Origin of the sequence: Dolichospermum flos-aquae CCAP 1403/13F, from assembly GCF_012516395.1 — a bacterium.
Lineage (GTDB): Bacteria > Cyanobacteriota > Cyanobacteriia > Cyanobacteriales > Nostocaceae > Dolichospermum > Dolichospermum lemmermannii.
Map to the genome: position 1 here is coordinate 3,551,678 of NZ_CP051206.1, position 25,889 is coordinate 3,577,566.

The following is a 25,889-nucleotide window of genomic DNA, read 5'->3' on the forward strand; positions in this document are numbered from 1 at the left end:
TACAAACTAAAATCTATTTCTCTAGATAGATGAAAGCGCAGATTTTATTTTGTTTAATCAAATGTTGCTCAAGTCAGTCAGATCCCCGACTTCTTTAAGAAGTCGGGGATCTTATTTATTCTTATTTATTGTTAACCTGAATAAGAAATATTCATAAGATGTCGTTCCGCACCTGCACCTAAAACCCAGCGAATAGTTGTAAAAAACCAAGGCCAATTACCTGTACCATTACCAAAATATTCGGCTGCAACTTTCTCTTCTAAATCATTTATATCAATACTTTCATCATCAAGTTCTTTTTCTATTTCGTCAATTACAGCTAATCGTTGATCTTTTAATCTTGTAACATTAAGTCCAAGTTGATCAATAGTAAAATGAATATTTTCAATAGGAATACCAGCTTTTAAACAAGCGATTTCATCAGGTTTAATTTCACCAGTTAAACTACTGAATTGAAATAAACATAATGTTGGTAAATTCAGAGGATTTAATAATCTACCATCAGGGATAAAACCATCTTTTTTGTGACCACAACAACGGGAATACTTGAGTAATTTTGAATTTTGCTCATGATCATCTTCTACTCCACCTGGAGGACGACAGATACCTAACATATTTTGCCAATCTAGATCATGATTATTTTCTTTTGCTGATTCTCTACAGGGGATAAAATGCTCAACAGAGCGATTGTTTTCATGAAGAGACATTTCACAATAAGCACAAAGTCCTTTTTGATCAGATGCTAAAGTTTTACGAATTGCATTTAAAGTTTCTTTGTTCTTTTTTAAATCATTCCATCGTTTAAATTGAGAAGAAAATCGCTCTCTATAGTTTTTAAGTTCCTCTGGTTCTGGGGATTTCAGCACTTTTTTCATACCGCATTCCTCCGTTCTAACCGGCGGATTTGCATATCTGCTCTAGTCATATCTGGATCAAAAGATTCCCAATCTTGTAATTCTTTTTTAAGGCGTTTTGCTTTCTCTAATTGACCATTATCAATTGCTTCAAAAAGCTCTGTAAGTTTTTGTGATTCTTCTGTATCTGGTCTTAATTCACTCAACCCTAAAACATTTCTGACAATATCTGAACTTTTCCTACCCCTGGTAGGTTCAGGACATAGCTTTACTTGATAATCTTCTAATATCTTCACCTGATTTTGTTTAACTGTTGTTACAACTTCGGGACTGTGAGTAGTGGCGATAATTTGAGTGTTGGGAAATACTTTTTTAAAATCAGGAATAATATTTTGTTGCCAAGTTGGATGTAAATGCAAATCTAACTCATCAATCATCAAAATTGCTTCTGCTGCTAACGGGTTTTCCATGTGTGGGTTTGCTTGAGCTAAACGTCGCGCAAAGTCCATTACCAAGGCTAACATATTACGATAACCTGCACTTAATTGACTTAGTAAAAGTTCTCTTTTCTCTCCTGTTTCCATTGTCCACTCAACCATCAATTTTGCAGATACAATCTGCGAGAAATAAACATGAGTATTTGGTGCAATAATACTAGAAATAGCATTTCGTACTCGCTTTAAATCAGGAAGTTCAAGATTAATATTTCCCTTCTCTTTTGCCTCTCTCAATTCTTGAAACTCACGCACAAAAAACCAATTAGCCATATCTGTGAAACTACTTGTTGCATCAAGGGCATGATTTAGTGAAGTAAACCTATTAAGAGATTGATGTGAAACATTTTTAACATAGGCAATATCGTTTAAATGGCGATTGCCTTTATAATAAGCTAGGACAGAAAATTCATCTATTCCATAGCGATCTATTCTATAGCGCATTGCAGAATAAAGCTGCTTTGTTCCTTCTTGTGAAATAGACGAAGATGAGACACTTACTTTTATCCTTTCGTCGTCATTGTCAGCAGGTGGTTTTTTGTAAACAATTGTCCAATCTGGAAAACCTGTAGCTGATACAGTGAACTCTGCCTGATTCCCTCGTTCATTATCCTTTTTTTTGGCTGGCAAATCTCTTTGCAAAACAGGTGAAGCTTCTCGATATTTTTTGCCTGCAATTCTTTGAATTTCAGTCACATAAGGATACATTGCCGCAGCAATAGCATCCAATAATGCGCTCTTACCTGATCCATTATTGCCAACAAAAATATTGATATCGGGATCTAAATTAACTTCCAAATGCTCGAAGCAGCGGAAATTTTTGATAATAACTTTTTGAATGTGCATTGATTTATTTTTCTTGATAAAATTACTAATCTTCTTCTAAAGCTACAGGTTCAGTAGGATCATCATAGCGGTAAGGCTGAGTATTCTGTAAAGGATAAAGATTGGTATTTTGTGTTTCTAGAGATTTAATTTGATGTTGTGCGGTTTGAGGTTGTAAAATAATCACTTCCACAACATCACCAGCATGGAAAGGCAAACCTTTTAATACCAAAGTTCCATCTTCAGTTAAGGACGTTTCGATTTTATGAGCATTCATATTATCAATTTGGTGTGTTACAGTTGATTTTATTTTAACATATTACCTCGTTACCGTTAATTGCATTTCTTTGGTGTTAATAATTCTAAGTTATTCCCTAAAATCGTCCCTTTCAAATTTGCTCCCTGGAAATTTGCACCCCTAATAATTGCACCGTGCAAATTTGCTCCGGCTAAATTCGCAGCTTTTAAATTTGCAAAACTTAAATCAGCTTCCGTTAAATTGGCTTCCGTCAAATTAGCTTTAGATAAAAATGCGTTTCCTAAATGAGCTTTGGTTAAATTAGCCTTATGTAAGTTAGCTTGATAAAGTTGAGCAGTCATTAATTCTGCTTCATATAAATTCGCTTCACTCAAATTAGCAGTAATTAAATTAGCTGCCATTAAAGTTGCAAAACCTAGATTACTACGAATAAGTTGGGACGCTGATAAATCAGCACCTTTTAAATTTGCATTTTGCAAATCTGTACCAATTAAATTTGCATCATTAATCATAGCATTTTCTAGATTTGCACCACTTAAATCAGCACCAATAAAGTTTCCAAAACTTAAATCAGCCTGTATTAAAATTGCACCACTCAAATTAGCAATACTCAAATTAGCTTGACTCAAATTAGCTTCGATTAATTTGGCTTGATAACAAATAGCATTACTGAGATTAGCATGACTAAAATTAGTTCGCACTAATAAAGCGTGAGCTAAATTTACTTTATTCAAATTTACTCCTTGAAGATTTGCCCCCCGCAGGTTTTCTCCTAGTAGATTTGCACAGCTAAGATCAATTTCAATGTGGGGATTTTTGTTTCTCCATTCTATCCAAGTAACTGCACCTGATCGTAATAAATTGAGATGTTGTTGATTTGCCATTTTTTATTTCTACTCCTTTATTCGTTCCGCTTACCTTGAGGATTTTCTCTTCCTGGTGAATTTTCAATTGCGGCTAAAGCGCCCGCTGCTCCTGCTAAAATATCCTGTTCTGAGCCACCTAAATAAAGTCGGCCAAAACTACCAACAGCTTGAACTTCCAAAATATTAATTTGCGCGGCTTTTTCTGCTTCATTGGCTGCTAATGCAGCATAAGCCGCTGGTTCAACTTCTAATACATAAAGGGTTTGTCCTGCTAATAGCAGTTGTCCCCGACGGGTACGGTTAATCAGTTGGGTTTGATAAGCGTCAATATTACGGATAATCTGACTAGAAACTACACGAGGTTTGAGACATTCCTCTTTTTTCACACCTAGAAACGCCAAAATTGCATCTCCAGCCGCTCGCGTTTCCCCTTGAGAACCAGAATGCACTTCTAAAAGTCCATATAGCCGTTCTACTACTTGCACTCCAGGACGAACAGAAGCAGATTTTAGGGCTACGTCCGTAATCTTGTTGATTTCGATACCAGGGGAAATTTCAATCCATAGGGATGTATCCCCCGGTAATGGTAAGAAACCCTGGGCTACTGTTCCCATGTATGCGGCGTGTTGAGGTTGCAGATTGTCTAGAAATACGAAACTGCGTAATTCTATACCCAAGGTCTTAATTCTCCAGTTATGATGGTAGATTTAGATCCCCGACTTCTCGAAGAAGTCGGGGATCTGCAATATATGAGTTTACCGTTAAAGTGGACTGATTTGGTAATTGGTGTGCCTACCCGCTTTACCCAAGTGCCTAATGCTAGAATAAAAAACAGCCAATTACCCAGACGAATCTTGTAAAAACCTAGCTTGAAGTTAATAGAGAGGAGTCTGTAAATTTAACAAGTTCTTTACCGTCTCGGCTTTTAATTACTCGTGCTGGTACGCCCACAGCTACGGAAAATGGGGGAATATCTTTAGTGACAACAGCACCAGCACCTATCACACTACCTCTACCGATAGTGACACCATCCAAAACTTTCACTCCATCTCCTAGCCAACAGTCATCCTCAATCACGATTCCTTGACTAGTAATGCCTTGGTATTTGATTAGCTGTGTTGGATCTGTAAAGTTGTGATTATTAGCATATATCCCAGTATGGGCTGCAATTAAACAATGCTTGCCAATTGTAATATTTCCGGGGCCAGCAATACAAGCACTAGGTCCAATAAAAGTATCTTCACCAATGTGAATCCGAGTATTATCTAACGCCCCAATCACCACATTATGCTCAATCACAACTCCATTTTCTAGCTGAATTCTATTATTTTTATGTCCTCTTCCATCTATACGAACTCCTTTGAAAATATAAGTTCCATTCCCAATTTCAATAGCATCAGCACCTAGAAATTCAACGCCATCTTGAAGATAAACTGAGCTACCTATGCGCGAAAAAATAGCGTGATATAGCAAATTACGTAACTTTACACCACCAAAAATTGTGGGGATATCACCAAGAAAAGTAGTTAAAAGAAGTTCTTGAAATCTTTTCAATCTTGATAAATGTTGTCCGTGATTCATGACTTTATTACTGCTAACTAAATTGTGATATTGGAGATTTGTGGAATTATGAACTGCTCAAATAAAGACATCCCGTATTTGAATCTTGCCGTGTACCATATATATTTCTATGTCTGCATTTTGAGTAAACAGATCAATAGAAAATAATATGGCTAATATGAAGTTTTTCAAATATTTGAAAAACCCAACGCAAGTTTTTAAGGCTAAAAGCTATTAAATACAGGTATTATTTAATTGTTAGACATAATTCTAGAATTACAGCAGTTTGCAACTGTCTGCATTCGTTATATATGTACTACTCGGAAATTAAGGCAATACTTTTTATATTTAGAAATAATAATAAATACTGAATTTTCATGCTTTAAGGCAACATCAAATTTCTAACTATTGCTGCATATAAGTTAGTAATTTGACAAACCATTATAAGTCAGATATTCAATTACCAAATATCAAAGTATTTATTTCAATTCAATTACATCTATTTATGCTACGCTGAAATAGGCGTGAAATTTCTTCACTACCATCCAGATGTAATTGTTGAATTATTCATTAAATTTCCCAGTAAGTACAATCACTTCAAATCAAGGGGGAGTGTCTCCAACTTCCGCCATCACATTAAAATTAATCATCGGAGCAAACAAATAAATACTTCCCCGATTACTATAACGGCTTACTTGCAGCCAATTTTTAGAATCTGCCGCTGTTGTAATCATAGTATGCCAATAAAATTTACTTATGCACTCTTCCTATAAAACGCCTTGATAGTGACATAAATAATGTCTTTCTACTATCCTAAAAGAAAGTTGCAAAATAAATATAAAGTAATAATAAAGTTTAAACATAAATTATGAAGATTTAAAAGTAAACTTAGTTTTATGATTAGTATGGTTACAGCCAGGATACTCTATCAATAAGACATGAGTATAAATAATAATTACGAAAAATAGGGTATTGATTATTGCTGTAGTTTGTGATTTCGTAGTCCAATTTAATCTAAATTAAAGTAAAAACTGTATCTATGCTTACGACTTTAATTTTCCGAAATATACTTTTCATTACAGCTTTAAAAAAAGATAATAGCGAGAATGGGGGCAGAAGAAATGATTGTTTATTTGCTCTTGTGAAATAATGGTAGCCATCTCAGAGAACATTCAGAACCGATTAACTATACAAACTGTAGAAATTGCCCCTAATACCACTGCGATTCGTTCTCTTGACTGGGATCGGGATCGTTTTGATATTGAATTTGGTTTACAAAATGGTACAACCTATAATTCATATTTAATTAGAGGTGAACAAACCGTTTTAATTGATACTTCTCACCAGAAGTTTCGTGATCTTTATTTACAGACTCTCAAGGGTTTAGTTAATCCTAAGACTATTGATTATATAATTGTTAGCCATACTGAACCTGATCATAGTGGTTTGGTAGAAGATATTTTACAGTTAGCTCCCAGAGCCACTGTTTTAGCTTCTAAAGTAGCTTTGCAATTTTTAGAAGGTTTGGTACATGAGCCTTTTTCTAAGCGAATTGTCAAAAGTGGCGATCGCATGAAAATTGGCAAAGATCATGAAATGGAATTTGTCAGCGCTCCCAATTTACACTGGCCAGATACTATTTTTAGCTTTGATCGCAAAACCCAAGTTCTCTACACTTGTGATGCCTTCGGAATGCACTACTGTGATGATCGCACTTTCGACGAAGATTTAGAAGCAATTGAAGCTGATTTTCGCTTTTATTACGATTGTTTAATGGGTCCTAATGCTCGTTCTTTGCTAAATGCAATGAAGAGAATGGGTGAACTTGGGGAAATTAAAATTATCGCCAATGGACACGGACCATTACTACATCATAACCTGGATATTCTTAGAGAATATTATTACAATTGGAGTCAAAAACAAGCGAAAACAGAAACTACTGTCGGTTTGTTTTATGTCTCTGGTTATGGACATAGCGATCGCATAGGACACGCAATTGGTGATGGTTTACAAAAGGCTGGTGTTGGTGTCGAAGTATTGGATTTAAACACCGCAGAAAGTCAAGAAATTCAAGAATTAGCCGGGAGAGCTTCTGGTTTAATTGTAGGTATGCCTTCTACCAGTGCAATCAAAGCGCAAGCCGCAATTAGTTCATTATTAGCAGTTGCTAAAAACAAACAAGTAGTTGGTCTATTTGAATCCTATGGTGGCGATGATGAACCCATTGATACTCTCAGACGCAAATTTATTGATTTAGGTATTAAGGAAGCTTTCCCAGCTATTCGCATTAAAGAAACCCCCACTGATGCTACCTATAAACAATTTATAGAAGCCGGAAATGGTTTAGGACAATTGTTAGTGCGGGAACGCAATATTAAACAAATCAAATCTCTCGACGTGAACATGGAAAAAGCGTTGGGAAGAATTAGTAATGGTTTGTATATTGTCACTGCCAAAAAAGGCGAGATTAGCGGCGCAATGATCGCATCTTGGGTAACACAAGCCAGTTTACAGCCTTTGGGTTTTACCATTGCTGTAGCTAAAGATCGCGCTTTAGATAATTTATTACAAGTAGGCGATCGCTTTGTTCTTAACGTTCTTGAAGAAGGCAATTATCAAGACCTGAAAAAGCATTTTCTCAAACGTTTAAATCCCGATGCTGATAGATTTGCAGAAGTAAAAACCCAAACTGCTAAAAACGGTTCACCCATTCTTACCGACGCACTCGCATACATGGAATGTGAAGTTGTTAATAGTATGGAATGTAGTGATCACTGGATTTTATACTGCAAAGTTGAAGATGGCAAAGTTTCCAAACCTGATGGAATTACCGCAGTTCGTCATCGCAAAGTCGGAAATTACTATTAATTAGTCAGTTGTCAGTTGTTAGTTGTTAGTTGTCAGTGAATAATTTTCTTTCTTCTTTCTTCTTTATTCTTTTTTTTCTTTCTCCTGACTCCTGACTCCTGACTCCTCATATTTACCCATCTTTCATAATTATTATGACACTTCCAGATTCATTCTCTAACGTTGTTGAATCCGCTAAAAATTGGGTTTCTCAAGTTTTTTCGACCCAACAAGCATCCATGAGCGATTCCAGACCAAGAGACGTACAAATCCTACCAATTGCTACTAACACAAAGGTGATGAGAGCGCGGAGTAAATCGCGGTTAAGATTTGAAATTGAGTATGCTCTAGAACGGGGAACTACTTCTAATAGCTATTTAATAGAATCCGATAAAACTGCTATCACAGACCCTCCAGTAGAAGGATTTACAGAAATTTATTTGGAAGCATTACAGAAAACAATCAATGTGCAAAAGTTGGATTATGTGATTTTGGGACATTTTAATCCCAACCGTGTCCCAACTTTAAAAGCAATTTTACAATTTGCACCACAAATTACCTTTGTTTGTTCTCTTCCCGCTGCGAATAATTTACGTGCTGCTTTCACCGACCAAGATATCAAAGTTTTAGTCATGCGGGGGAAAGAAACCCTAGATTTAGGTAAAGGTCATGTTTTGAAATTCTTACCTACTCCTAGCCCTCGTTGGCCGGAAGCACTTTGTACTTATGACCAACAAACCCAAATTCTCTTTACAGATAAGCTATTTGGCGCACATATCTGCGGTGAAGAAGTATTTGATGATCATTGGGAAACTTTCAAAGAAGACCAACGTTATTACTTTAATTGCCTCATGGCTCCTCATGCAACTCATGTTGAGTCAACTTTGGAGAAAATTTCCGATTTCCAAGTCAGAATGTATGCTGTCGGTCATGGACCCTTGGTACGCACCAGTTTAATCGAATTAACAAAATTATACAGTGAGTGGAGTCGCGCTCAAAAAGATCGAGAAATATCTGTAGCACTTCTCTATGCCTCTGCCTATGGTAACACTGCCACCTTAGCACAAGCAATGGCCTTAGGATTAACCAAAGGTGGCGTTGCAGTTAAATCTGTGAACTGCGAATTTGCTTCTTCTGACGAAATCCGCACTGCATTGGCAGAAGCTGATGGTTTTATCATTGGAACTCCCACCATAGGTGGACACGCACCTACTCCTATTCATACCGCTTTAGGGATTGTCCTCTCTACAGGTGATAATACCAAACCTGCGGGAGTCTTTGGTTCTTACGGTTGGAGTGGTGAAGCTTTAGACTTGGTAGAATGCAAACTCCGAGACGCTGGTTATCGTTTTGGTTTTGATACCCTAAAAGTCAAGTTTAAACCTGATGAAGTTACTCTCAAATATTGCGAAGAAGTCGGTACAGACTTTGCTCAAAGTTTGCGAAAAGCCAAGAAAGTGCGTGTTCCTCAACAAGCTGCAACCCCCACAGAACAAGCTGTAGGCCGGATTATTGGTTCTGTTTGTGTAATTAGTGCCAAGCAGGGAGAATTTTCTACAGGGATGATGGGTGCTTGGGTATCTCAGGCTACTTTTAATCCACCGGGAATTACTGTAGCGATCGCTAAAGATCGAGCCGTTGAATCTCTATTATATCCTGGTGGTAAATTTGTCTTGAATATCCTCCCTGAAGGTGTTCATCTGGAATACATGAAGCATTTTCGCAAGAGTTTCCAACCTGGAGAAGATAGATTTGCTAACTTCCCCAAAGCCGAAGCGGATAATGGCTGTACCATCTTAACAGAGGCTTGTGCATATCTAGAATGTTTAGTGCAGCAGCGGCTAGAATGCGGTGATCATTGGGTAATATACGCAACCGTAGACAACGGTAAATTACTCAAGCCTGATGCTATGACTGCTATTAACCACCGGAAAACAGGCTCATACTATTAAAGTATATATTATAGCCCCCGTCCTCGCTTGCGGTGAACCGGCGCTGTAGGCGGGTTTCCCACCGTAGGCGACTGGTGAATCCGAAGGGGGAGGGGGTTGGGGGTGGGGTTCTTGTATTTTAACCCACATTCCGCACCCCAAACTGTCACAGAGGAAAATTACGTAGAGAGAAATCAAAGTGAGCTTGACACTCCCCGGTCTAAAGACGCGGGGATTCTATAGAGAGTTTCAGTCTATATCTCTCAGTTATCCCAGCTTCAGGCAGGGTTCCTTAAATATTTGGGTTCTTGCCCTGATCCTGTTTGCCATTACTGGCAGAATCATCTCTGACAAGCGTAACTTTCCGAGAGTCCCCCGGTAGGTTTTTAATGTCTTTGCTGACAATTTAATTGTCTCACGAATATGGATTAAAAGAATGCAGAATTTAGAATTTAGAATTTAGAATTACGTTTTGCAACGGGGATTTTACCCCGACGCAAAACCCGCTGCTTGTAGAAGCAGGGGACTTTAACCCCCAAAGGTAAGTTAAAATTTGAAATAATTTCAAATTTTTAAATTAATGTCAATGCAGGATAAAGGAAAGCCTCTAGCCTTCATCCCTTGTCTAAAGCACAGATGTAGCTGACTTAGGAAGCTACATCTTCAAGGGTTTTCGGCATTTCCCTTATAAAAACAGACGGGGATGTAGAAACCCCTGGCTCAAATGAAGTTAGCCAGGGGTAGTTCATAAAATCTACCGACTATTTTGCATTCTGACTCTTAGAAGTGTAATAAACCTTACTACCTGTATCTGGAACAAAATGACAACCAATAGCGGAATTCCACAAAGACTTCCAAACTGGTTCTTTCGATTCATGGAAATACTCACCCATAATTGGTTTAATTGCCTCAGTCGCTTTCAACAAATTGTAATGAGGCATATTCAAGAAAATGTGGTGAGCAACATGAGTACCGATATCATGATGAATGTGGTTAAAAATTCCATAATCTCTGTCAACACTAGAAATTGCCCCTTTCAGAAAAGTCCATTCTTCCCCACGATACCAAGGAATTCCCGGTTCAGTATGGTGTAAGAAAGTCACCAAATCCAACCAAATAATAAAGACAATGTAAGATCCAGCGTAGTATTTTAACAACGCCATCCAACCAAATTGATAAGTGAATAAACCTAACAAAACTACCATACTAATCCAAAGTGTGGTGCTGGTGATAATGTCCCATTTTTCGGAAGGCTTAAACAGTGGGCTACTAGGTGAAAAGTGAGAACCTTCTTTACCAGGAGAACGCTTGAATAAATAAACCGGATAAGCCAATAAGAACAGATAAAAACGCCCTATTCTTTGCGATAAAGGCATTTCATCATACTCAGATTCAGAAACAGGATACCAGCTTTCATCATTTTCCAAACTGCCTGTATTCTTGTGGTGAGTTCTGTGGCTAATTCTCCAACCATGATAAGGAACAAGAATGAAAGTATGGGTAATATGACCAACTAAATCATTCAACCATTTATGCTTAGAAAAAGATTGATGTCCGCAGTCATGACCAACAACAAATAAAGCCCAAAACATAGTTCCTTGCATGACCCAAAAAACTGGCCAAAAATACCAAGAATCCAGATAATTAGCCGCTGCATACAGCAGTCCCACAATCAGAACATCACGGAAGAAATAATAAAGTGATTTCGTTACACTTGGCTGAAAACATTCAGCGGGAATTGCAGCTTTTAAATCCTGAAGAGTAAACGGTAATTTTTCTTGACCTTCAGTAGATGCAGAACTAGGGTTTTGATTAAACTCGATTGTATCTAATTGCACTGGATTATTTAATTGATTGTAAATTAGAAATTAACAGTGAGGTAATATTTAATGACCTCTAAAATACAAACTTGAGATGTTGGCAATTGACCTAAACCGGGTTAAATTTGGTTAATTGCCAAATCAAAAGAATTGGTGCTAAAAGTAGAAAGAATTACTACTTCACCGTTGATAATTTTTCTTCACGATATTCGTCAAAAGTTATATAACCAATATCAGTTTTATAAAGTTGACATTGATTAGTAATGTCCTTCATTAAACCCCAAGAGAATTTATATTCATCATGGAGATAAGCACCCCAATTTTCTTTGATGCTGCTGTAAGCCAACCGCAAATTATAGGAAGGAATAGCAGTAGAAATATGATGGGGAACATGAACATTAATATCGTGACAAAGAATTTCTACCCAACGAGGATAATCACAATGAACTGTTCCAAATAACTGTGCTAAAGCCTCATTCCATTTATTAGCAGTTGCAAAAGGAACATCTGGAAGAGTGTGGTGAACAATGGTGAAGGTACTCATCCAGAAATGGTAAACCATCCAGGGAATAACCCAGAATTTAATAAAACCCCAAACACCAGTTGTAATAATCAAAGTTGGGAAAACAATCGCTGCAAAAACAGCCACTACAGCCACAGAAAATTTAACACTATCTTGTTCTTTTTTCGGAAAATTGCGCCAATCAAAATGCACAACCGCCCAATGGCCAATAGAACCTACCCACCAGAGACGTTTACTGATAAACAACTCAAAGACAGACTGTCTACTTTTAGACCAACTTGCAAAAGTTTCTGTTCTAATAGGATGCCAAGCGTTGTCTTCGTCTAGCTTGTTGGTATGTTTATGGTGATGATTATGTTTAATGCGCCAGCTATGAAAAGGGTAAATTAAGAACATCATAAAGAAATGTCCCACTAAATCATTTACCCAGCGACGGTTTGCAAATGAACGATGAGCGCAATCATGTCCAATAACGAAAAAACCTGTTAAAGCAGTTCCTGTAAAAATCCACGCTATGGGTAGAAGAAACCAAGGGGAAATTGCGATAAAATAATAGCCTAATGCAGCCATAGATAGACTGATAAGCACAGTTGTCCATGCTTTGCGGCTATTTTTCTGAAAACATTCCTTGGGTAGACTTTTGATAATATGTTTTAGTTTTATTTGGTCTTTACCAAGGTCTGTGGAGACCGCTATTTCCTGACTTTTGATGATTGATGTAGTCATGAATACCTGAAAAACAACAGACAGCTAGACAAGGTTACTAAAAAAAGTAACTTGCTGCAAAGTTTTGTAACATTAATTTCTGAGATTATAGCAACTTAACAACCACTTAGGATAGTTAGTCAGCAATTAAAAAAAATAAATTTAAAATTGCTTTATTTACACACAAAAAGTCAATAGTTTTCAGCCAAAAATTGACTATGAAACTATTGACTTTGAGCAGAAAATCTGCTTATGCCTTTTTCTCTGCCAGCTTTACGTTTGTCGCTAGACCTAGTAATTGTAATAACTGAATTGTCATCCAAGTCAGATCAATTTCCCACCATTCCAAACCATGACGGGCAGAGTATTGAAACGCATGGTGGTTATTGTGCCAACCTTCACCAAACACAAGGATAGCAACCCACCAACAATTAGTTGATCTGTCACCAGATTCATAGGTGCGGTATCCGAATTTATGAGTAGCACTATTTACCAACCAAGTACAGTGATAAACCCAGATAATCCGTGCAAAAATTCCCCAAACTACCATTGGCCAGCCACCTAAGAAATATAGGACTATGCCCAAGGCAACCTGTAATAAAATGAAATTTTTCTGTAAAAACTGATAAACTGGGTCATCAATAATGTCTTTAGTGAAGCGAGGAACTTGATCGTGAGCAGGAGCAAAATGAATCATCCAACCCATGTGACTCCACCAGAAACCTTGATTTGAATCATGGGGATCAGATTCAGTATCAGAATGTAAGTGGTGAATCCGATGTGTACCCACCCATTCAATTGGACCACCTTCACAAGATAGTGTTCCAAAAATCACTAGGACATACTCTAGCCATTTAGGCGTTTGAAAACTACGGTGAGTGACAAGGCGGTGATATCCCAAAGTAATACCTAAACCTCCAGTCACCCAGTAAAGCAATAAAGCAACACCAATTGCCTTCCAGCTAAAATTGCTAGGAATCAAGGCAAATAGAGCACCGACGTGCAATGTAACGAAAAATAGGGTATTAACCCAGTTAATGTGAGGTTTAGAAGTAGCAATTGTCATGCAGTAACCTGAATAGAAATTGTTCAGCCTAATCTGCGAGATCCTAAAATCCGCATATCTATTTTATGTTTTTGAATGAGGAAATGATGAACAGCTTTGAACGGCTGCGGGAAGCAGAACAGGCACTATTAGAAATTTTTTCTGGTATTGACGCTCAGGTCAAGCATAATCTTAAAAGAGTATTAGATGCCTTTCGTCATCACCGAGTAGGCGCACATCATTTTGCAGGCGTAAGTGGCTACGGACACGACGATTTAGGACGAGAAACCTTAGATAAAGTTTTTGCCGAAATAATGGGTGCTGAAGCTGCTGTGGTGCGAGTGCAGTTTGTTTCGGGAACTCATGCGATCGCTTGTGCGCTGTATGGTGTACTTCGTCCTGGGGATGAAATGTTAGCAGTAGTCGGTTCTCCCTACGATACTCTCGAAGAAGTAATTGGCTTGAGAGGACAAGGCCAAGGTTCTCTAATTGATTTTGGCATAAAATACCGCCAATTGGAACTAACTGATCAAGGAAAAATAGATTGGCAAAACTTAAACACTAGCATTACCGACAACACAAAGTTAGTATTGATTCAACGTTCCTGCGGATATTCATGGAGGCCAAGCCTCTCCATAGCCGACATAGAAAAAATTGTTCACATCGTTAAACAGCAAAACCCGAACACCGTTTGTTTTGTAGACAACTGCTACGGCGAATTCATCGAAACCCAAGAACCAACCCATATTGGTGCTGACCTCATAGCCGGATCATTGATCAAAAATCCTGGAGGTACAGTCGTGAGTGCAGGTGGTTATATAGCCGGACGCGCCGACCTAGTAGAAGCAGCCGCTTGTAGACTCACAGCCCCCGGTATTGGTAGCGAAGGAGGAGCAACCTTTGATCAAAACCGCCTGTTATTCCAAGGATTATTTTTAGCCCCACAGATGGTAGGGGAAGCAATGAAAGGAACATACCTGACAGGTTATGTATTTGACAAACTCGGATATCCAGTCAACCCCCCACCATTAGCACCCAGAGGAGACGTGATTCAAGCGATTAAACTCGGTTCAGCGAAAAAACTGATCGCCTTCTGTAAAGCCATACAGCAGCATTCACCCATAGGATCTTATCTAGAACCCATACCCGACGATATGCCCGGCTACGAAAGCCAAGTGGTGATGGCTGGGGGGACATTTATCGAGGGGAGTACCTTAGAACTATCGGCAGATGGACCATTGCGTGAGCCTTATGTGGTTTATTGCCAAGGGGGGACTCATTGGACTCATGTATCTATTGCTTTACAAGCGGCTATTGAGGCTGTGGGGGAGAATTAAGAATAGTTTCGCGCAAAGTCGCTAAGGAGCAAAGGCGCAAAGGAAGAGAGGGAAGAGAAGGAAGAGGTTAAAGTTTGTTGGCTATGCGTTTAATGCCGTCTTTGATGAGGACTTCACCAAAGTTGATGAGTAGTCCAAGGCGTATATTGGCAAGAGTTAGATAGGTGATAAGTTGTTTTTTGTGTACAGGGTGGAGGGTTTCTAGGGATTTGATTTCAATGATGACTTTGTTTTCAACTATGATGTCTGCCCGAAACCCTTCCTGTAAATGAACACTTTCGTAAACTACAGGTATTGCTTGTTGTCTTGCTACCTGTAAACCTCTACTCTCCAATTCATAAGCCAAAACAGTCTCATACACAGATTCAAACAACCCTGGTCCTAATCTGGTATGAATCTTATAAGCAGCATCAACAATCTGAGTCGCTATTTCATTCTCAGTCATATAAACCTCCTTCTTAATACCTTACCTCCTTCTTCTTCCCTTTGCGCCTTTGCTCCTCTGCGCCTTTGCGCGAAATCTTATTCCGGTAACTTATACTGCCCCACTATCCGTTTCGCAAACTCCGGTACATGAGCTTCTAATTTTTCTCCATGATTCCGCTTCACATATAAGTAATTTCTCGCAAAGTGCGAATCTATGGAAAATCTCGCATATTCCAGTCCTTTTGGTCCAATTTTATCTATGACTACTCCCATTAATTTCGCTGCCCACATGGGTAAGGTGACGGCTTGATCATAAGCTGGTATGCTTTGCTGTACTGCTGGTTTGCGGTTTCCTTGGGACGTGACTGGCTGGGTGTTGAGTTGGTCTTTTACCAGTTCGAGCATTTCTTTGCCTGTATCGTTTCTGACTACTATCCATTGCCATTGGTAAGGTGCGCCCATATACCCGACGACGATATCAGCGAGGGAGTTGACGTAATCGAAGCAACTCATACATGATGGGGCGAAGATGTCTTTGAGGACGTTGGTTTTTAAGCCGAAGAAGGGGACTGTTTCTTCTGAACCGTCTTCGTGTTTGAAGTGGACTCGGAAGTCTTGCATGAATTCGTAGCTGACTACTGTTTGGGGGGAACGGCTGGTTGTTTCTAGGAATTTTTGCAGTCCGGCGCGGGTAACGTTATCTACGCATGGTGTTCCCAGTACGTAGAGTTTTTCTAAGCCGAGTTTTTTCTCTACGGCTCGTAATGCTTGGATTTGACAACCTACTCCGATGACTAATAACCTCTTCATTCCTGATTTTTCTATCTGTTCTAATACGGATAGGTTGGGGGATAGGGTAGGTTTATTGACTTTGGCTGCTAGTATTTCTTCGGGTGTGCGGGCGATGATGGGCATGGGTTGAAAGCGGTCTTCTTTGCTGTTTTGGACACAGACTACGCCTTCGACTAAGCCACGATTGAGCATTTCTATGGCTATGCTGCTAACTATTCCTGTCCATTGTGCGCCTTCTATTGGTTGTTGTTTTCTGGCGGACATCATTTCTTGGTGTACGCCAAAATATAGTTCGTTTTCGTCTTCTAGGTTGCGGGGGCGGTTATGGGTGGTGGTTTCTAGTTCGTCTATTCTTTGGGTAATGAAGGCGCAGGCTTCTTTGACGTAGTGGATATAGTAGGTGTCGCATAGTCCGCATTCGCTACAGAGTTCTTTGGCGGGGCGCACGCTTCCGGGTTTGAGGGCTTTGGCTTTTTTGTGTTTGCTGGAGTCTATGGAGGTCATTTATTTTGTTTGTTTTATTCAAATATCGCTTTTATTACCTTACCGTTAGGGGTTGTGAACTTAAAGATAGAAATTGAAATAGAGGAAAACGGACGCTTTATTGCGGAAGCGATTGATTTTCCCGGTGCGGTTGCTTGTTGAAGCACTAGACAGGAAGTAGTGGACAAGGTTCAGTCTTTGATTGTACCTGTTACAGTTGATAAACTGGCATATAGTGTTGTTCATGTGTTCGGGAATGCGCCCACCTCCAAACATTTCCGAAAGATTATATTTTTATGGGTGCATCGGCACGACAATTTACTCAAGTCGGTAACGCCGTTCCACCAATATTAGCGGCACAGATAGGAAACAGTCTTTCAGAAAGTTACTTTTAAATTTACACTTTCTCGTGTATCGTCAATAAGGGCATAACAAAAATTTCCAACGCAATAGCTGTTTAATTACTCTAATAAACACAAAATACCATAGATTTCTGCTTTAGATTTAAGTCAAGTGCGATCGCACCAACAATCTATCTTCTAAAGGCGATCGCTATTTCTGTGAGTCGTGATTTTTAGGCGATAGCGAAGCGCGACCTAGGAATCGCTTGTTGTGGGGATGAAATTGGATTTATATTTGGGTTAGTATTAAATAAAGAAATCACTCAGCTAGTCATGTAAACGAATTGCTTTGTTTAAAAATTACAAGGACTTGAATAAATATGACAGTTATCTTAGAAAGAATAAAGGATAAAGTTTGGACTGATGAAGAGTTTATGGCTTTAGCTGATGATGGCAATCGTTACGAAATTGTAGATGGAGAGTTGATAAACTTGGGCAATTCAGGCATGGAGCATGGGAATATTGGCATATTCCTTGGTGGGCTAATCGAGATATTTGTAAGGCAGCATAATCTTGGCGTTACTTGCGACTCTAGTACAGCATTTAAGATGAAGAGAGATAATAAGCGGTCACCCGATATTTCTTTTGTTAGTAAAGAGCGATTGATTGGGATAAAACTATTACCTAAAGGCTTTTTTGATGGTGCGCCCGATCTAGTTGTTGAGATTATCTCTCCAGGCAACACTTTTGACGAAATTCACAACAAGATTGAAGAATATTTTGAAAGTGGAACTAGACTGCTGTGGGTAATCCATCCTGATGAAAGATATGTGCTGGTTTACCATAGTCCTCAGCCCGATCTCCTATTGCGAGGTAATGATATTTTAGATGGAGAAGATGTAATTTTAAACTTCAAGGTTGCAGTCAGCGAATTGTTTAGAACTTTGACGTTTTAAGGAAATTGATTAGTTAGCGATCACGAAGCACTCCGCAGGAATCACTATTCCTGTAAGTCGTGAGTTTTAGGCGATAGCGAAGCGCGACCTAGGAATCGCTATTCCTGTGAGTTGTGATTTTCAGGACTAGGGATCGCTTTTTATTGGTTTTAGGAGGCGATTTAAGGTTCAGGTATCTCCAACTGACGACAAATTCTAAAAACGGTAAAGTCAACAATCTCTCTATGACGAGGAATTGCTGTACGACGACCGTTAAGGGGATTTTCCCAAATAGAATGTTCGCTTCCTTCTCTTAATAAATAACAGCCATGTTGACTGAGGTGACGTAACAAATCTCGACGTTTCATTAAGCTACAAAACTAGGAACAACTTGAACATGATTTGCTGCTGAGAAAATCAAATAAATTGGTTCCTCTAAATCCGCTTCGGGTTCCGTTAATTGTTCATTCGGCAACGGTAAAGATTCTCCCTGAGATAAATAAACCTCTGCCATATCAACTAATGCACTCGCCAAAGAACGACGGACTATAGATAAATCTTCTCCCCAAGAAATCGCTCCAGGAAAGTCTAATACTTCCCCATGAACTCCCTTGTCTAAAAACTTATACATTGCCTTATAAGTAAGCATGATTTATGTATCCTAGAGCAATAAACAATTCTCCTATTATAAAACACAGGCAATTGTGATGGCCAGTTTTTTTGGAGATGAGAGGCGATAGCGAACGCATTGCGTCCCGGAGAGAACTAGCGCGACCTAGTAATCGCTAATTTATAGCATTACTTTCAGTTAATAGACATCAAATTCTCAAAAGGATGACGATTTTTCCAGCGGTAAGTATTAAAGTCCCGAAAATCAACAGATAAAATCCGCCCATGCCCCAAATGTTCAGCAAGAATAATCAATGAAGCGTCCGCTAAATCCATTGGTAGAGAACTATATTGATTCATCAATTCACTGATTCTTTTCCCATCTTGAACCTTGAGATCAAAAACCTCAAAAGCACCAATTTCTAAGCTATGAATAAACGTCTGTTGAGCATTTGTGCCTGTACGTTTCAAGAGAATATGACAAACTTCCGTAATCACACACCATGTTGTCACCAGAGGCTCATCAATCGTATCTAAAACTTCTTGAGCGAGAACATGATAATCATCACGGCGATTGATTAGTGCTATCCAAAAGCCAGAATCAACGATTACCATATTTTTCGTTAAGACTTTCAGTGAGATATTGCTTGTAATTAACCGACAAATCAGAGTCCCCTTCAGCACAACCAATCAGCCCTGATTCTCTAAGACGTTGCAAAGGTTTTACAGGGGATTCTTGATGTAATTTTTCATAATAAAGATCGATCGCCACTTTCATAATGTCAGACACACCTTGATTTGTCCGCTGGCGAATGTAATTAAACTTACTAGCGCGATCGCTATCGAGCCTTGCATTAACTCTCATATTTTTGCTTGTCATAACTCTGTATGACAATACTATAGCTCCAAAAATTCAAAGTTAAGTAGTTATCAAATAGTTTCCTCATAGGGCGATAGCGAAGCGCTCCGTCGGAATCGCTATTCTATCGTGGTTTGTTATTCTCAAGGGTAATTAATGGGATAATATCAAAAAAAGACTTATCAAAGGTAATGAATATGACAGATACAATCCAGTTAACATCAGAACAAATTGCAATATATCGCAGTGAACTAGCAGATAATTCTGATTTTTTAGCTGCACTTGATGTAATCGAAGAATGGGATGGAGATTTGGCGGATGCGGCTGAATCCATTGCTACTCGAAATGGCATTGAAGGAGTCGAAGATAACGCTGATATGCGTTGGTTTGTTATTGTTCTTAATAAATGTCGTGAATCTATTTGTCAGCAAAGATACGAAATTGTGCGAGAAAAAATTGTCCCTGCACTTATCCCTACGTTAACAGAGATGGTAGCAGCATCTTTTCTATGTCCCCCAGGTATTGCGACACTTTTATCAACTCCAATTGCTATTTATGTTCAAGAGGAAGGAATGGACAAGTTTTGTCAAATTTCCACCGATGACTAAACTCCTGTTGCTATAAATGCAGTCCAATAATAGGGACTTTCAAATGGATAGGGTTGACGTTTAACCGCAGCTTCTAATAAGTCTTTAAATTTATTGCGATCGCGTTTATTATCGGCAAATGCTTCAATTAATAATTTTTGAAATTCGGAGTTGTTTTTAATTCTTCCTAACTTCTTACTGGTGAGAGTTCTTAACCAAGTTTGAGTGTTATTTAAAACAATAGCAATACTCCCTTGATCTTGGATAGAAATTCGTTTAAGATCGTGATAAAACTTAGTCATAAATAACGTTGTTGCTAGAGGATCTACTGTCCAAAGGGTGCTAACAACACTAGAACTCCCTGCAAATAGAAAACCACTGGGTAAACCCACATATTCATCACTGATACTATCAGCTTTACTTTCGATTATGCCACTTTCACAAGCGGAAAAGGTGACTAAACGGCATTCTCTTAAATCAAGTTTTTCAAAGACTTCTGCTAGGGTTAGATTGGCTGATTCTCCTAAGTTGCCTTCTGGATCTGCTAACATTAAAGCGGAATCTCTAGGAGATTTATTATCAAATTTACCATGACAAGAAAAGTGAATACAATGGGATGCTTGTAATTCCTGACGACGGTTTTCTAGGGTTTGTTCTGATGCTTCTGATTCACCAATAATAATGGTTTTTTCAGCATCAAATCCTTGACTAATTCTCTCTATTTCTAGATTTGCTCCTAAAAGGGGTTTTAGTCCTTTTCTTGTAGGGTTTTTAATAGCAAAAAGACGATCAAAGTTTTCACGCTGTGATGATTTTACCAGTTTTAAAAGTTGGCAACTGGGAACGTATCCGACACCTTTAGAAAAGCTTTGATAGAGAAATTGTCCATTTTGTAGGGGTAAACAATGCAGGGGAATAATATGTAAAAACCAATGGGGAATAATGATTAACCGTGTGCAGTCTTGGGGAATCAGTTCTAAAAGTTCATCAATGTGGAGAATTTTTGATAGTTGATTTAAACAAGAATTAAGATTTTTAATCCACTCGGTTTTATTATTTTCGTATGCCTCACGATAATCTTTAATAAAATTAATCAATTTGTCTCGATCTGTTGTTGAAGATTGCCAAACTTTTAATCTTTGGGAAGTTACAACAAACGCCATAATACTATCCCCTGCAATATACCATTCTAAAATTGCAGTTTGTTGATCAATTAAGGATTGAATCTCAGTTAAGGGAATAGTTTGAACTTTTTGAGTTAAGCTAAAAGTGGGATCAATGGGGGTTATTTCTCGGTCAATGAGTTGATTTAATTCTTGTTTTAAATGATTGAGGTGAGTATAGTCATTTAAGATGGGTTGTTTTTGTTGATCTGGGGTTAAAATCACTCCCCTATTGCGGGTTTGTTCTTGGATGGCTAACTGTTGTTCTTCCCCAATAATGGCACGACGGAGGCGATCTAATTCGGTAATAATAGTTGGGGGGATATTTCCTTTAGGATAGATATCTCGGTCAGTTAGCAGTTGGACTAGATAGCGGGTTTTGCTGCGTTCAACGTATTCTAAGGCGCGATCTTTTTGATTGAGGTTGAGATAGGATTGAACAATGCCATGATAAACATCCATTGCATCGGAGAGGATTTCTTGTTGTCGTTGGGGGTTTAAGGCTTGGAGTCGGGTATTTTCTACTGCTTCGATGGCTAAGTTGTAGCCTTTGATGGCGGTTTCCCAATCTTCGATAATAAAGTTAGCAGTATGTCCTAAGTTTCGTCCTGTTCGTAAACAGTCTGTAGGAAAAGCAGTGGGGGTAAATACTTCTAAAGACTGGTTAAAAGCTGCAATAGCTAACTCTAGATTAGCTGCTCTTTCCCCTCTGATGCGATTATTATAAGCTGCCCCCAGATTATTTTGTGATCTTGCCCAATATTCAGGAAAGCCTTCACGGGTATAGACTTCTAAAGACTGGTTAAAAGCTGCAATAGCTAACTCTAGATTATCTGCCCTTTCCCCAAGAATGCGATTTCCATAAGCATTCCCCAGATTATTTTGTGACCTTGCCCAATCTTCAGGAAAAGCTTCACGGGTTCTTACTTCTAAAGATAGGTTAAAAGCTGCAATAGCTAACTCTAGATTATCTGCCCTTTCCCCAAGAATGCGATTTCCATAAGCATTCCCCAGATTATTTTGTGACCTTGCCCAATCTTCAGGAAAAGCTTCACGGGTATATACTTCTAAAGATAAGTTAAAAGCTGTGATCGCTAACTCTAGATTATCTGCCCTTTCCCCAAGAATGCGATCTCTATAAGCATTCCCCAGATTATTTTGTGACCTTGCCCATTGTTCAGGAAAGGCTTCACAGGTTAATACTTCTAAAGACTGGTTATAAGCTGCAATAGCTAACTCTGTATTATCTGCCCTTTCCCCAAGAATGCGATTTCCATAAGCATTCCCCAGATTATTTTGTATCCCTGCCCATCTTTCAGGAAAGGCTTCACGGGTATAGACTTCTAAAGACAGGTTTAAAGCGGCAATAGCTAACTCTAGATTATCTGCCCTTTCCCCAAGAATGCGATAACTATAAGCATTCCCTAGATTATTTTGTGTCATCGCCCAATCTACTGGAAATGCTTCACGGGTTGTTACTTCTAAAGACAGTTTATACGCTGCGATCGCTAACTCTAGATTATCTGCCCTTTCCCCAAGAATGCGATCTCCATAAGCATTCCCCAGATTATTTTGTGACCTTGCCCAATCTTCAGGAAAAGCTTCACGGGTATATACTTCTAATGACAGGTGATAAGCCGCAATAGCTAACTCTAGATTATATTCTCTTTCCCCTCTGATGCGAATTTGATAAGCAGACCCCAGATTATTTTGTGTCGTTGCCCAATATTCAGGAAAAGCTTCACGGGTATATACTTCTGAGAGGGTCTGATAGCCTGTAATAGCAATTTCCAGATTATTAGCCCGACTTCCCAAGGGAAACTGTGCAATATTATTACATAAATTTTGAATCACCCCGGCAGTAAATGCCACATCTTGTGCATTCTCTTGAGAAAACACATTTCTAGCGAATTGTTGCAACAGTTGGGGAAAAGTATCATCTAACAGATGTTGACCCCGTTGTAGGATCGTATAAACTACCGCAGGATCATTACTCTCTGCTTCTGCTTCTAATAATTCTAATAAAAACCCCTGATATTCCTCTATACTTCCCGCTTGAGGGTTGAGATATTGCCCCAACTGTTGCGGTATATACCGTAACCAAGCCGCATCATTATTATTTCCTTGTTGTTCTAACCATGTTGCACAGTTTTCCATCACCTGCAAAAATTCGGGATCAATCAATTCCTGATTTGCTTGCAGAATATTATTGAGTTCCCCATCATTAGCACAAGCGAGTAACTGTTCAATTAAATTAGTATAAGCTTGTAATCTATCATAAGAAAAGGCTTCACTGGTATATACTTTCGGATTTTCTTGGTAACAAGAGATCGCAGTTTCTAACTTATCAGCTTTATCCCCAACTTCACTATTAACAGGAGGAGTTCGATTTGCTCCCTCTGGTACAAATTCCCAGTCATAACCCATCTCCTCACAAAAAGAGATAATTGTTTTGGTTTCTAGTATTTCAACACTCGGTACTGGAAAATTATGTTCTCCTAATTGTCGTGCAAAATTAGTTGCATCTGCTGAAGATTCAAACAGTAATATTGTTTCTTTCTCTTGGCTACTTATTGTATGAATTCCCTCATTATCTGTTCCCGCATTGTAGAGAAGAACATAAACAGTTTGAGGTAACTGATTAGATGGCTGAGTAGGATTGGCTTGAGGGTTGAGATATTGCCCCAACTGTTGCTCTATATCCCGTAACCAAGCCGCATTATTATTATTTCCTTGTTCTTCTAACCATGTTGCACAGTTTTCCATCTCCTGCAAAAATTGGGTATCAATCAATTCCTGATTTGCTTGCAGAATATTATTGAGTTCCTCACCATCAGCACAAGCAAGCAATTGTTCAATTAAATTAACATAAGCTTGTAATCTCGCTTCATCCATAACCGTACCCTCCAACCCCAAATAGTTAAAATAGAATTATAATCAATCAAATAATTACATAAATCATAGTTTAGCGTAATATTGCGTGATACCGAGCGATCGTACTAAAGTTAAGTGGGGTTACATTACTGTGAGTCGTGATTTTTAGGCGATAGCGAAGCGCTCCGTGGGAATCGCATAACATAGAATAAAATTATAACTGACTTCAAAACAGCAAATTATATGCTAGAAGCAAATGTACGGGACAATCAAGAGCTTTCTGGGCTAATCCAACAAGCCAACTCTAAGGGAGAAGCGATCGCCTTAGTTCAAGAAGGGCAGCAAAAAGCAGTGCTGTTAAGTTTAGAAATGTTTCAATATTTGATAGGAATTAGTAATCGCCGAGAACAGCTATCAAACGAAGGATTTGCAACTATGTCCCATCAACTTTTTACCAAATCTGGCTATGACTCGACCGACAAAATTATGGAACTTATTCAGGACGTAAAACAAGAAATATCCACAGAAAGAGAGCAAAGGCTAAATGACAGTGAAATCAAGTTCTAGTTTACCTAAATCGGTATTTCTCGACACAAATATCTACATTCTGGGATCGCTTGATTTAGACAGCGATGAAAGCAAAATTTTATCCTTACTAGTAAGTGATAAAAATAGCGATGAGCAAACTAGAGTTATCTTCTCTCAAGAACTTATCGATCAAATTTTACGAGTTGGTAAACGCTTGCAAAACAAAGACTGGTCAAGTGGTCTGTTAACAAGACTTTGGCAGCAATTGAAAGTAGATTTCATATTTGTAGAAGACCAAGATATTCAAGCAATCGCTGATGCTGGCATAATTCCCCGTGAAGATGCAGGTGTTTACCTGACTGCCAAGCAAGGAAAAGCAAAATGTTTTGTATCCAGAAATTATAAACTAATTCGCGCACTTGTCGAGCAAACTGAAGAATTTGAATGTTTCACTCCAAGCGAGTTTTTACAAAAATATGCCCCATAAGCTACGAGAACTAAACTTCTAAAATTCATGTAAATACTACAAGGATTTAACTGTGATTACAAATGCTAGTAGCCTTACCCTTAGCAATCTCCGTCAAACCTTTGGCTTGAGACTCGACACTAGCGATCGCTTTTTTGATGAATGGTTAAATAATTCACCAACACTAACGGAAGCGGAACTACAAGGACTAGATCGCCTCACTCGCAACTATAACTATCTCAGTCAAGAAGAAGCGCCCCTTGAAGAAATTGTTAAGCTTGTTGTGGTGTCGCCATTGCTAGATTTGGCTGGTTTCTATCAATTTCCTTTTTTGGTAAAAGCAGAAGTAAGTACCAGTATCGAAGTTGCTGATGAAGCTAATGCTATAGCGGTTCAAGGCAGAATTGATATTTTGGTAATCCAAGATAGTTTTTGGATTTTGGTAATCGAATCAAAACCTGCAAGGCTGGACGTTACCGCAGGAATTCCCCAAGCACTTACTTATTTGTTGAGCGCTCCTAATTTGCAGTCAAGTTGCTATGGAATGGTGACAAATGGCAGAGAAGTATTGTTTTTGAAATGCAATCGCCACCAAGATGTCCCTCAATATACGCGATCTCACACTTATCGGTTACTTGAAAATACAGCAGAACGTATTCAAGTTTTACAGGGGCTTAAACAAATTGGGGCTTATATTGGCAGTTCAAGAAGTTAGGCGATGGCTCGAAGAATATCATCAGGTATTAAGACGCTAACAATC

The 25,889-nt window shown here is 38.6% G+C and carries 27 protein-coding genes and 1 pseudogene; 11 read left to right on the top strand and 17 right to left on the bottom strand.

Annotated elements, in window-relative coordinates; genetic code table 11:
- Window positions 1-131 precede the first annotated feature (131 nt).
- Genes HGD76_RS17145 through ccmP form a run of 5 tightly spaced genes read right to left on the bottom strand, consistent with a single transcriptional unit; the run spans window position 132 to window position 3,975 of the window.
- Entirely contained in the window at window positions 132-875 is a 744-nt protein-coding gene (locus tag HGD76_RS17145; RefSeq protein ID WP_168696501.1) for a retron system putative HNH endonuclease, read from the bottom strand.
- Window positions 872-2,194: an AAA family ATPase gene (locus tag HGD76_RS17150; RefSeq protein WP_168696502.1), complete on the bottom strand. Its 1,323-nt coding sequence runs from the start codon at window positions 2,192-2,194 to the stop codon at window positions 872-874. The genes HGD76_RS17145 and HGD76_RS17150 overlap by 4 nt, the downstream gene beginning before the upstream one ends.
- Before the next feature lie 25 nt (window positions 2,195-2,219).
- Entirely contained in the window at window positions 2,220-2,450 is a 231-nt protein-coding gene (locus HGD76_RS17155; RefSeq protein ID WP_168696503.1) for an SH3 domain-containing protein, read from the bottom strand.
- A 56-nt stretch (window positions 2,451-2,506) separates the two neighbouring features.
- Window positions 2,507-3,316: a pentapeptide repeat-containing protein gene (locus HGD76_RS17160; RefSeq protein WP_168696504.1), complete on the bottom strand. Its 810-nt coding sequence runs from the start codon at window positions 3,314-3,316 to the stop codon at window positions 2,507-2,509.
- Window positions 3,317-3,333: 17 nt separating this feature from the next.
- Complete coding sequence (gene ccmP / locus HGD76_RS17165) at window positions 3,334-3,975, bottom strand: beta-carboxysome protein CcmP (protein WP_015080173.1); 642 nt, start codon at window positions 3,973-3,975, stop codon at window positions 3,334-3,336.
- 18 nt (window positions 3,976-3,993) lie between these two features.
- Here ccmP and HGD76_RS17170 point away from each other — a divergent pair, with 18 nt between their 5' ends.
- The gene (locus HGD76_RS17170) at window positions 3,994-4,158 is read left to right on the top strand and encodes a hypothetical protein (protein WP_158310524.1); all 165 of its coding nucleotides are present in this window, start codon (window positions 3,994-3,996) and stop codon (window positions 4,156-4,158) included.
- Between the two features lie 4 nt (window positions 4,159-4,162).
- Here HGD76_RS17170 and HGD76_RS17175 read toward each other — a convergent pair whose 3' ends face one another.
- Window positions 4,163-4,879: an acyltransferase gene (locus HGD76_RS17175; RefSeq protein ID WP_168696505.1), complete on the bottom strand. Its 717-nt coding sequence runs from the start codon at window positions 4,877-4,879 to the stop codon at window positions 4,163-4,165.
- A gap of 581 nt (window positions 4,880-5,460) precedes the next feature.
- Window positions 5,461-5,592, bottom strand: a complete 132-nt coding sequence (locus HGD76_RS25945; RefSeq protein ID WP_015080175.1) for a hypothetical protein — start codon at window positions 5,590-5,592, stop codon at window positions 5,461-5,463.
- 415 nt (window positions 5,593-6,007) lie between these two features.
- Between HGD76_RS25945 and HGD76_RS17180 the strand changes: the two genes are divergently transcribed.
- Entirely contained in the window at window positions 6,008-7,726 is a 1,719-nt protein-coding gene (locus HGD76_RS17180; RefSeq protein ID WP_168696506.1) for a diflavin flavoprotein, read from the top strand.
- A 218-nt stretch (window positions 7,727-7,944) separates the two neighbouring features.
- On the top strand, window positions 7,945-9,657 hold the full coding sequence (locus HGD76_RS17185; RefSeq protein WP_168697480.1) for a diflavin flavoprotein: 1,713 nt from the start codon (window positions 7,945-7,947) through the stop codon (window positions 9,655-9,657).
- A gap of 740 nt (window positions 9,658-10,397) precedes the next feature.
- On the opposite strand, the gene HGD76_RS17190 is transcribed toward HGD76_RS17185, so the two are convergent.
- The 3 genes from HGD76_RS17190 to HGD76_RS17200 all read right to left on the bottom strand — a co-directional run bounded on the left by HGD76_RS17190 (window position 10,398) and on the right by HGD76_RS17200 (window position 13,750).
- Complete coding sequence (locus tag HGD76_RS17190) at window positions 10,398-11,474, bottom strand: fatty acid desaturase (RefSeq protein WP_168696507.1); 1,077 nt, start codon at window positions 11,472-11,474, stop codon at window positions 10,398-10,400.
- 157 nt (window positions 11,475-11,631) lie between these two features.
- Window positions 11,632-12,705, bottom strand: a complete 1,074-nt coding sequence (locus tag HGD76_RS17195; RefSeq protein WP_015083213.1) for a fatty acid desaturase — start codon at window positions 12,703-12,705, stop codon at window positions 11,632-11,634.
- Window positions 12,706-12,934: 229 nt separating this feature from the next.
- Window positions 12,935-13,750: an acyl-CoA desaturase gene (locus HGD76_RS17200; RefSeq protein WP_168696508.1), complete on the bottom strand. Its 816-nt coding sequence runs from the start codon at window positions 13,748-13,750 to the stop codon at window positions 12,935-12,937.
- Window positions 13,751-13,836: 86 nt separating this feature from the next.
- Between HGD76_RS17200 and HGD76_RS17205 the strand changes: the two genes are divergently transcribed.
- Complete coding sequence (locus HGD76_RS17205; protein ID WP_168697481.1) at window positions 13,837-15,066, top strand: methionine gamma-lyase family protein; 1,230 nt, start codon at window positions 13,837-13,839, stop codon at window positions 15,064-15,066.
- 67 nt (window positions 15,067-15,133) lie between these two features.
- On the opposite strand, the gene HGD76_RS17210 is transcribed toward HGD76_RS17205, so the two are convergent.
- Both HGD76_RS17210 and HGD76_RS17215 read right to left on the bottom strand, forming a co-directional pair.
- A complete protein-coding gene (locus HGD76_RS17210) occupies window positions 15,134-15,511 on the bottom strand; it encodes a GxxExxY protein (RefSeq protein ID WP_015083210.1) in 378 nt (125 codons plus the stop codon).
- 77 nt (window positions 15,512-15,588) lie between these two features.
- Window positions 15,589-16,788, bottom strand: coding sequence for a Coenzyme F420 hydrogenase/dehydrogenase, beta subunit C-terminal domain (locus HGD76_RS17215; protein WP_168696509.1), 1,200 nt, complete (start codon window positions 16,786-16,788; stop codon window positions 15,589-15,591).
- A gap of 9 nt (window positions 16,789-16,797) precedes the next feature.
- On the opposite strand from HGD76_RS17215, the gene HGD76_RS25950 reads away from it, so the two are divergent.
- The 3 genes and pseudogenes from HGD76_RS25950 to HGD76_RS17225 all read left to right on the top strand — a co-directional run bounded on the left by HGD76_RS25950 (window position 16,798) and on the right by HGD76_RS17225 (window position 18,064).
- On the top strand, window positions 16,798-16,929 hold the full coding sequence (locus HGD76_RS25950) for a hypothetical protein (RefSeq protein ID WP_267904262.1): 132 nt from the start codon (window positions 16,798-16,800) through the stop codon (window positions 16,927-16,929).
- A 98-nt stretch (window positions 16,930-17,027) separates the two neighbouring features.
- Window positions 17,028-17,162 (top strand): annotated as a pseudogene (locus tag HGD76_RS17220) (DNA cytosine methyltransferase); the annotation flags it as partial.
- A 326-nt stretch (window positions 17,163-17,488) separates the two neighbouring features.
- Window positions 17,489-18,064 (top strand): Uma2 family endonuclease, encoded by a 576-nt coding sequence (locus HGD76_RS17225; RefSeq protein ID WP_168696510.1) that lies wholly within the window; start codon window positions 17,489-17,491, stop codon window positions 18,062-18,064.
- 161 nt (window positions 18,065-18,225) lie between these two features.
- Here HGD76_RS17225 and HGD76_RS17230 read toward each other — a convergent pair whose 3' ends face one another.
- The 4 genes from HGD76_RS17230 to HGD76_RS17245 all read right to left on the bottom strand — a co-directional run bounded on the left by HGD76_RS17230 (window position 18,226) and on the right by HGD76_RS17245 (window position 19,532).
- The gene (locus HGD76_RS17230) at window positions 18,226-18,411 is read right to left on the bottom strand and encodes a type II toxin-antitoxin system HicA family toxin (protein WP_053540596.1); all 186 of its coding nucleotides are present in this window, start codon (window positions 18,409-18,411) and stop codon (window positions 18,226-18,228) included.
- Window positions 18,411-18,692, bottom strand: coding sequence for a type II toxin-antitoxin system HicB family antitoxin (locus tag HGD76_RS17235; RefSeq protein WP_039203329.1), 282 nt, complete (start codon window positions 18,690-18,692; stop codon window positions 18,411-18,413). The genes HGD76_RS17230 and HGD76_RS17235 overlap by 1 nt, the downstream gene beginning before the upstream one ends.
- 155 nt (window positions 18,693-18,847) lie before the next feature.
- Entirely contained in the window at window positions 18,848-19,267 is a 420-nt protein-coding gene (locus HGD76_RS17240) for a type II toxin-antitoxin system VapC family toxin (protein WP_168696511.1), read from the bottom strand.
- A complete protein-coding gene (locus HGD76_RS17245) occupies window positions 19,254-19,532 on the bottom strand; it encodes a ribbon-helix-helix domain-containing protein (protein WP_233466906.1) in 279 nt (92 codons plus the stop codon). Before HGD76_RS17245 ends, HGD76_RS17240 begins: the two co-directional genes overlap by 14 nt.
- A 176-nt stretch (window positions 19,533-19,708) precedes the next feature.
- On the opposite strand from HGD76_RS17245, the gene HGD76_RS17250 reads away from it, so the two are divergent.
- The gene (locus tag HGD76_RS17250) at window positions 19,709-20,119 is read left to right on the top strand and encodes a hypothetical protein (RefSeq protein WP_039203326.1); all 411 of its coding nucleotides are present in this window, start codon (window positions 19,709-19,711) and stop codon (window positions 20,117-20,119) included.
- On the opposite strand, the gene HGD76_RS17255 is transcribed toward HGD76_RS17250, so the two are convergent.
- Window positions 20,116-24,156: a DUF3110 domain-containing protein gene (locus tag HGD76_RS17255; protein WP_210967652.1), complete on the bottom strand. Its 4,041-nt coding sequence runs from the start codon at window positions 24,154-24,156 to the stop codon at window positions 20,116-20,118. The two genes, HGD76_RS17250 and HGD76_RS17255, sit on opposite strands and share 4 nt — an antisense overlap.
- A 222-nt stretch (window positions 24,157-24,378) precedes the next feature.
- Between HGD76_RS17255 and HGD76_RS17260 the strand changes: the two genes are divergently transcribed.
- From HGD76_RS17260 to HGD76_RS17270, 3 genes are read left to right on the top strand one after another with little or no spacing between them, the layout of a single operon-like run.
- Window positions 24,379-24,702 (top strand): hypothetical protein, encoded by a 324-nt coding sequence (locus tag HGD76_RS17260; protein WP_053540599.1) that lies wholly within the window; start codon window positions 24,379-24,381, stop codon window positions 24,700-24,702.
- Window positions 24,680-25,150 (top strand): PIN domain-containing protein, encoded by a 471-nt coding sequence (locus HGD76_RS17265; protein ID WP_168696512.1) that lies wholly within the window; start codon window positions 24,680-24,682, stop codon window positions 25,148-25,150. Before HGD76_RS17260 ends, HGD76_RS17265 begins: the two co-directional genes overlap by 23 nt.
- Before the next feature lie 52 nt (window positions 25,151-25,202).
- Window positions 25,203-25,844 carry a restriction endonuclease subunit R gene (locus HGD76_RS17270; protein ID WP_168696513.1) on the top strand — a complete coding sequence of 214 codons (642 nt, stop codon included), beginning with the start codon at window positions 25,203-25,205 and terminating at the stop codon, window positions 25,842-25,844.
- The last annotated feature ends 45 nt before the right edge of the window (window positions 25,845-25,889 follow it).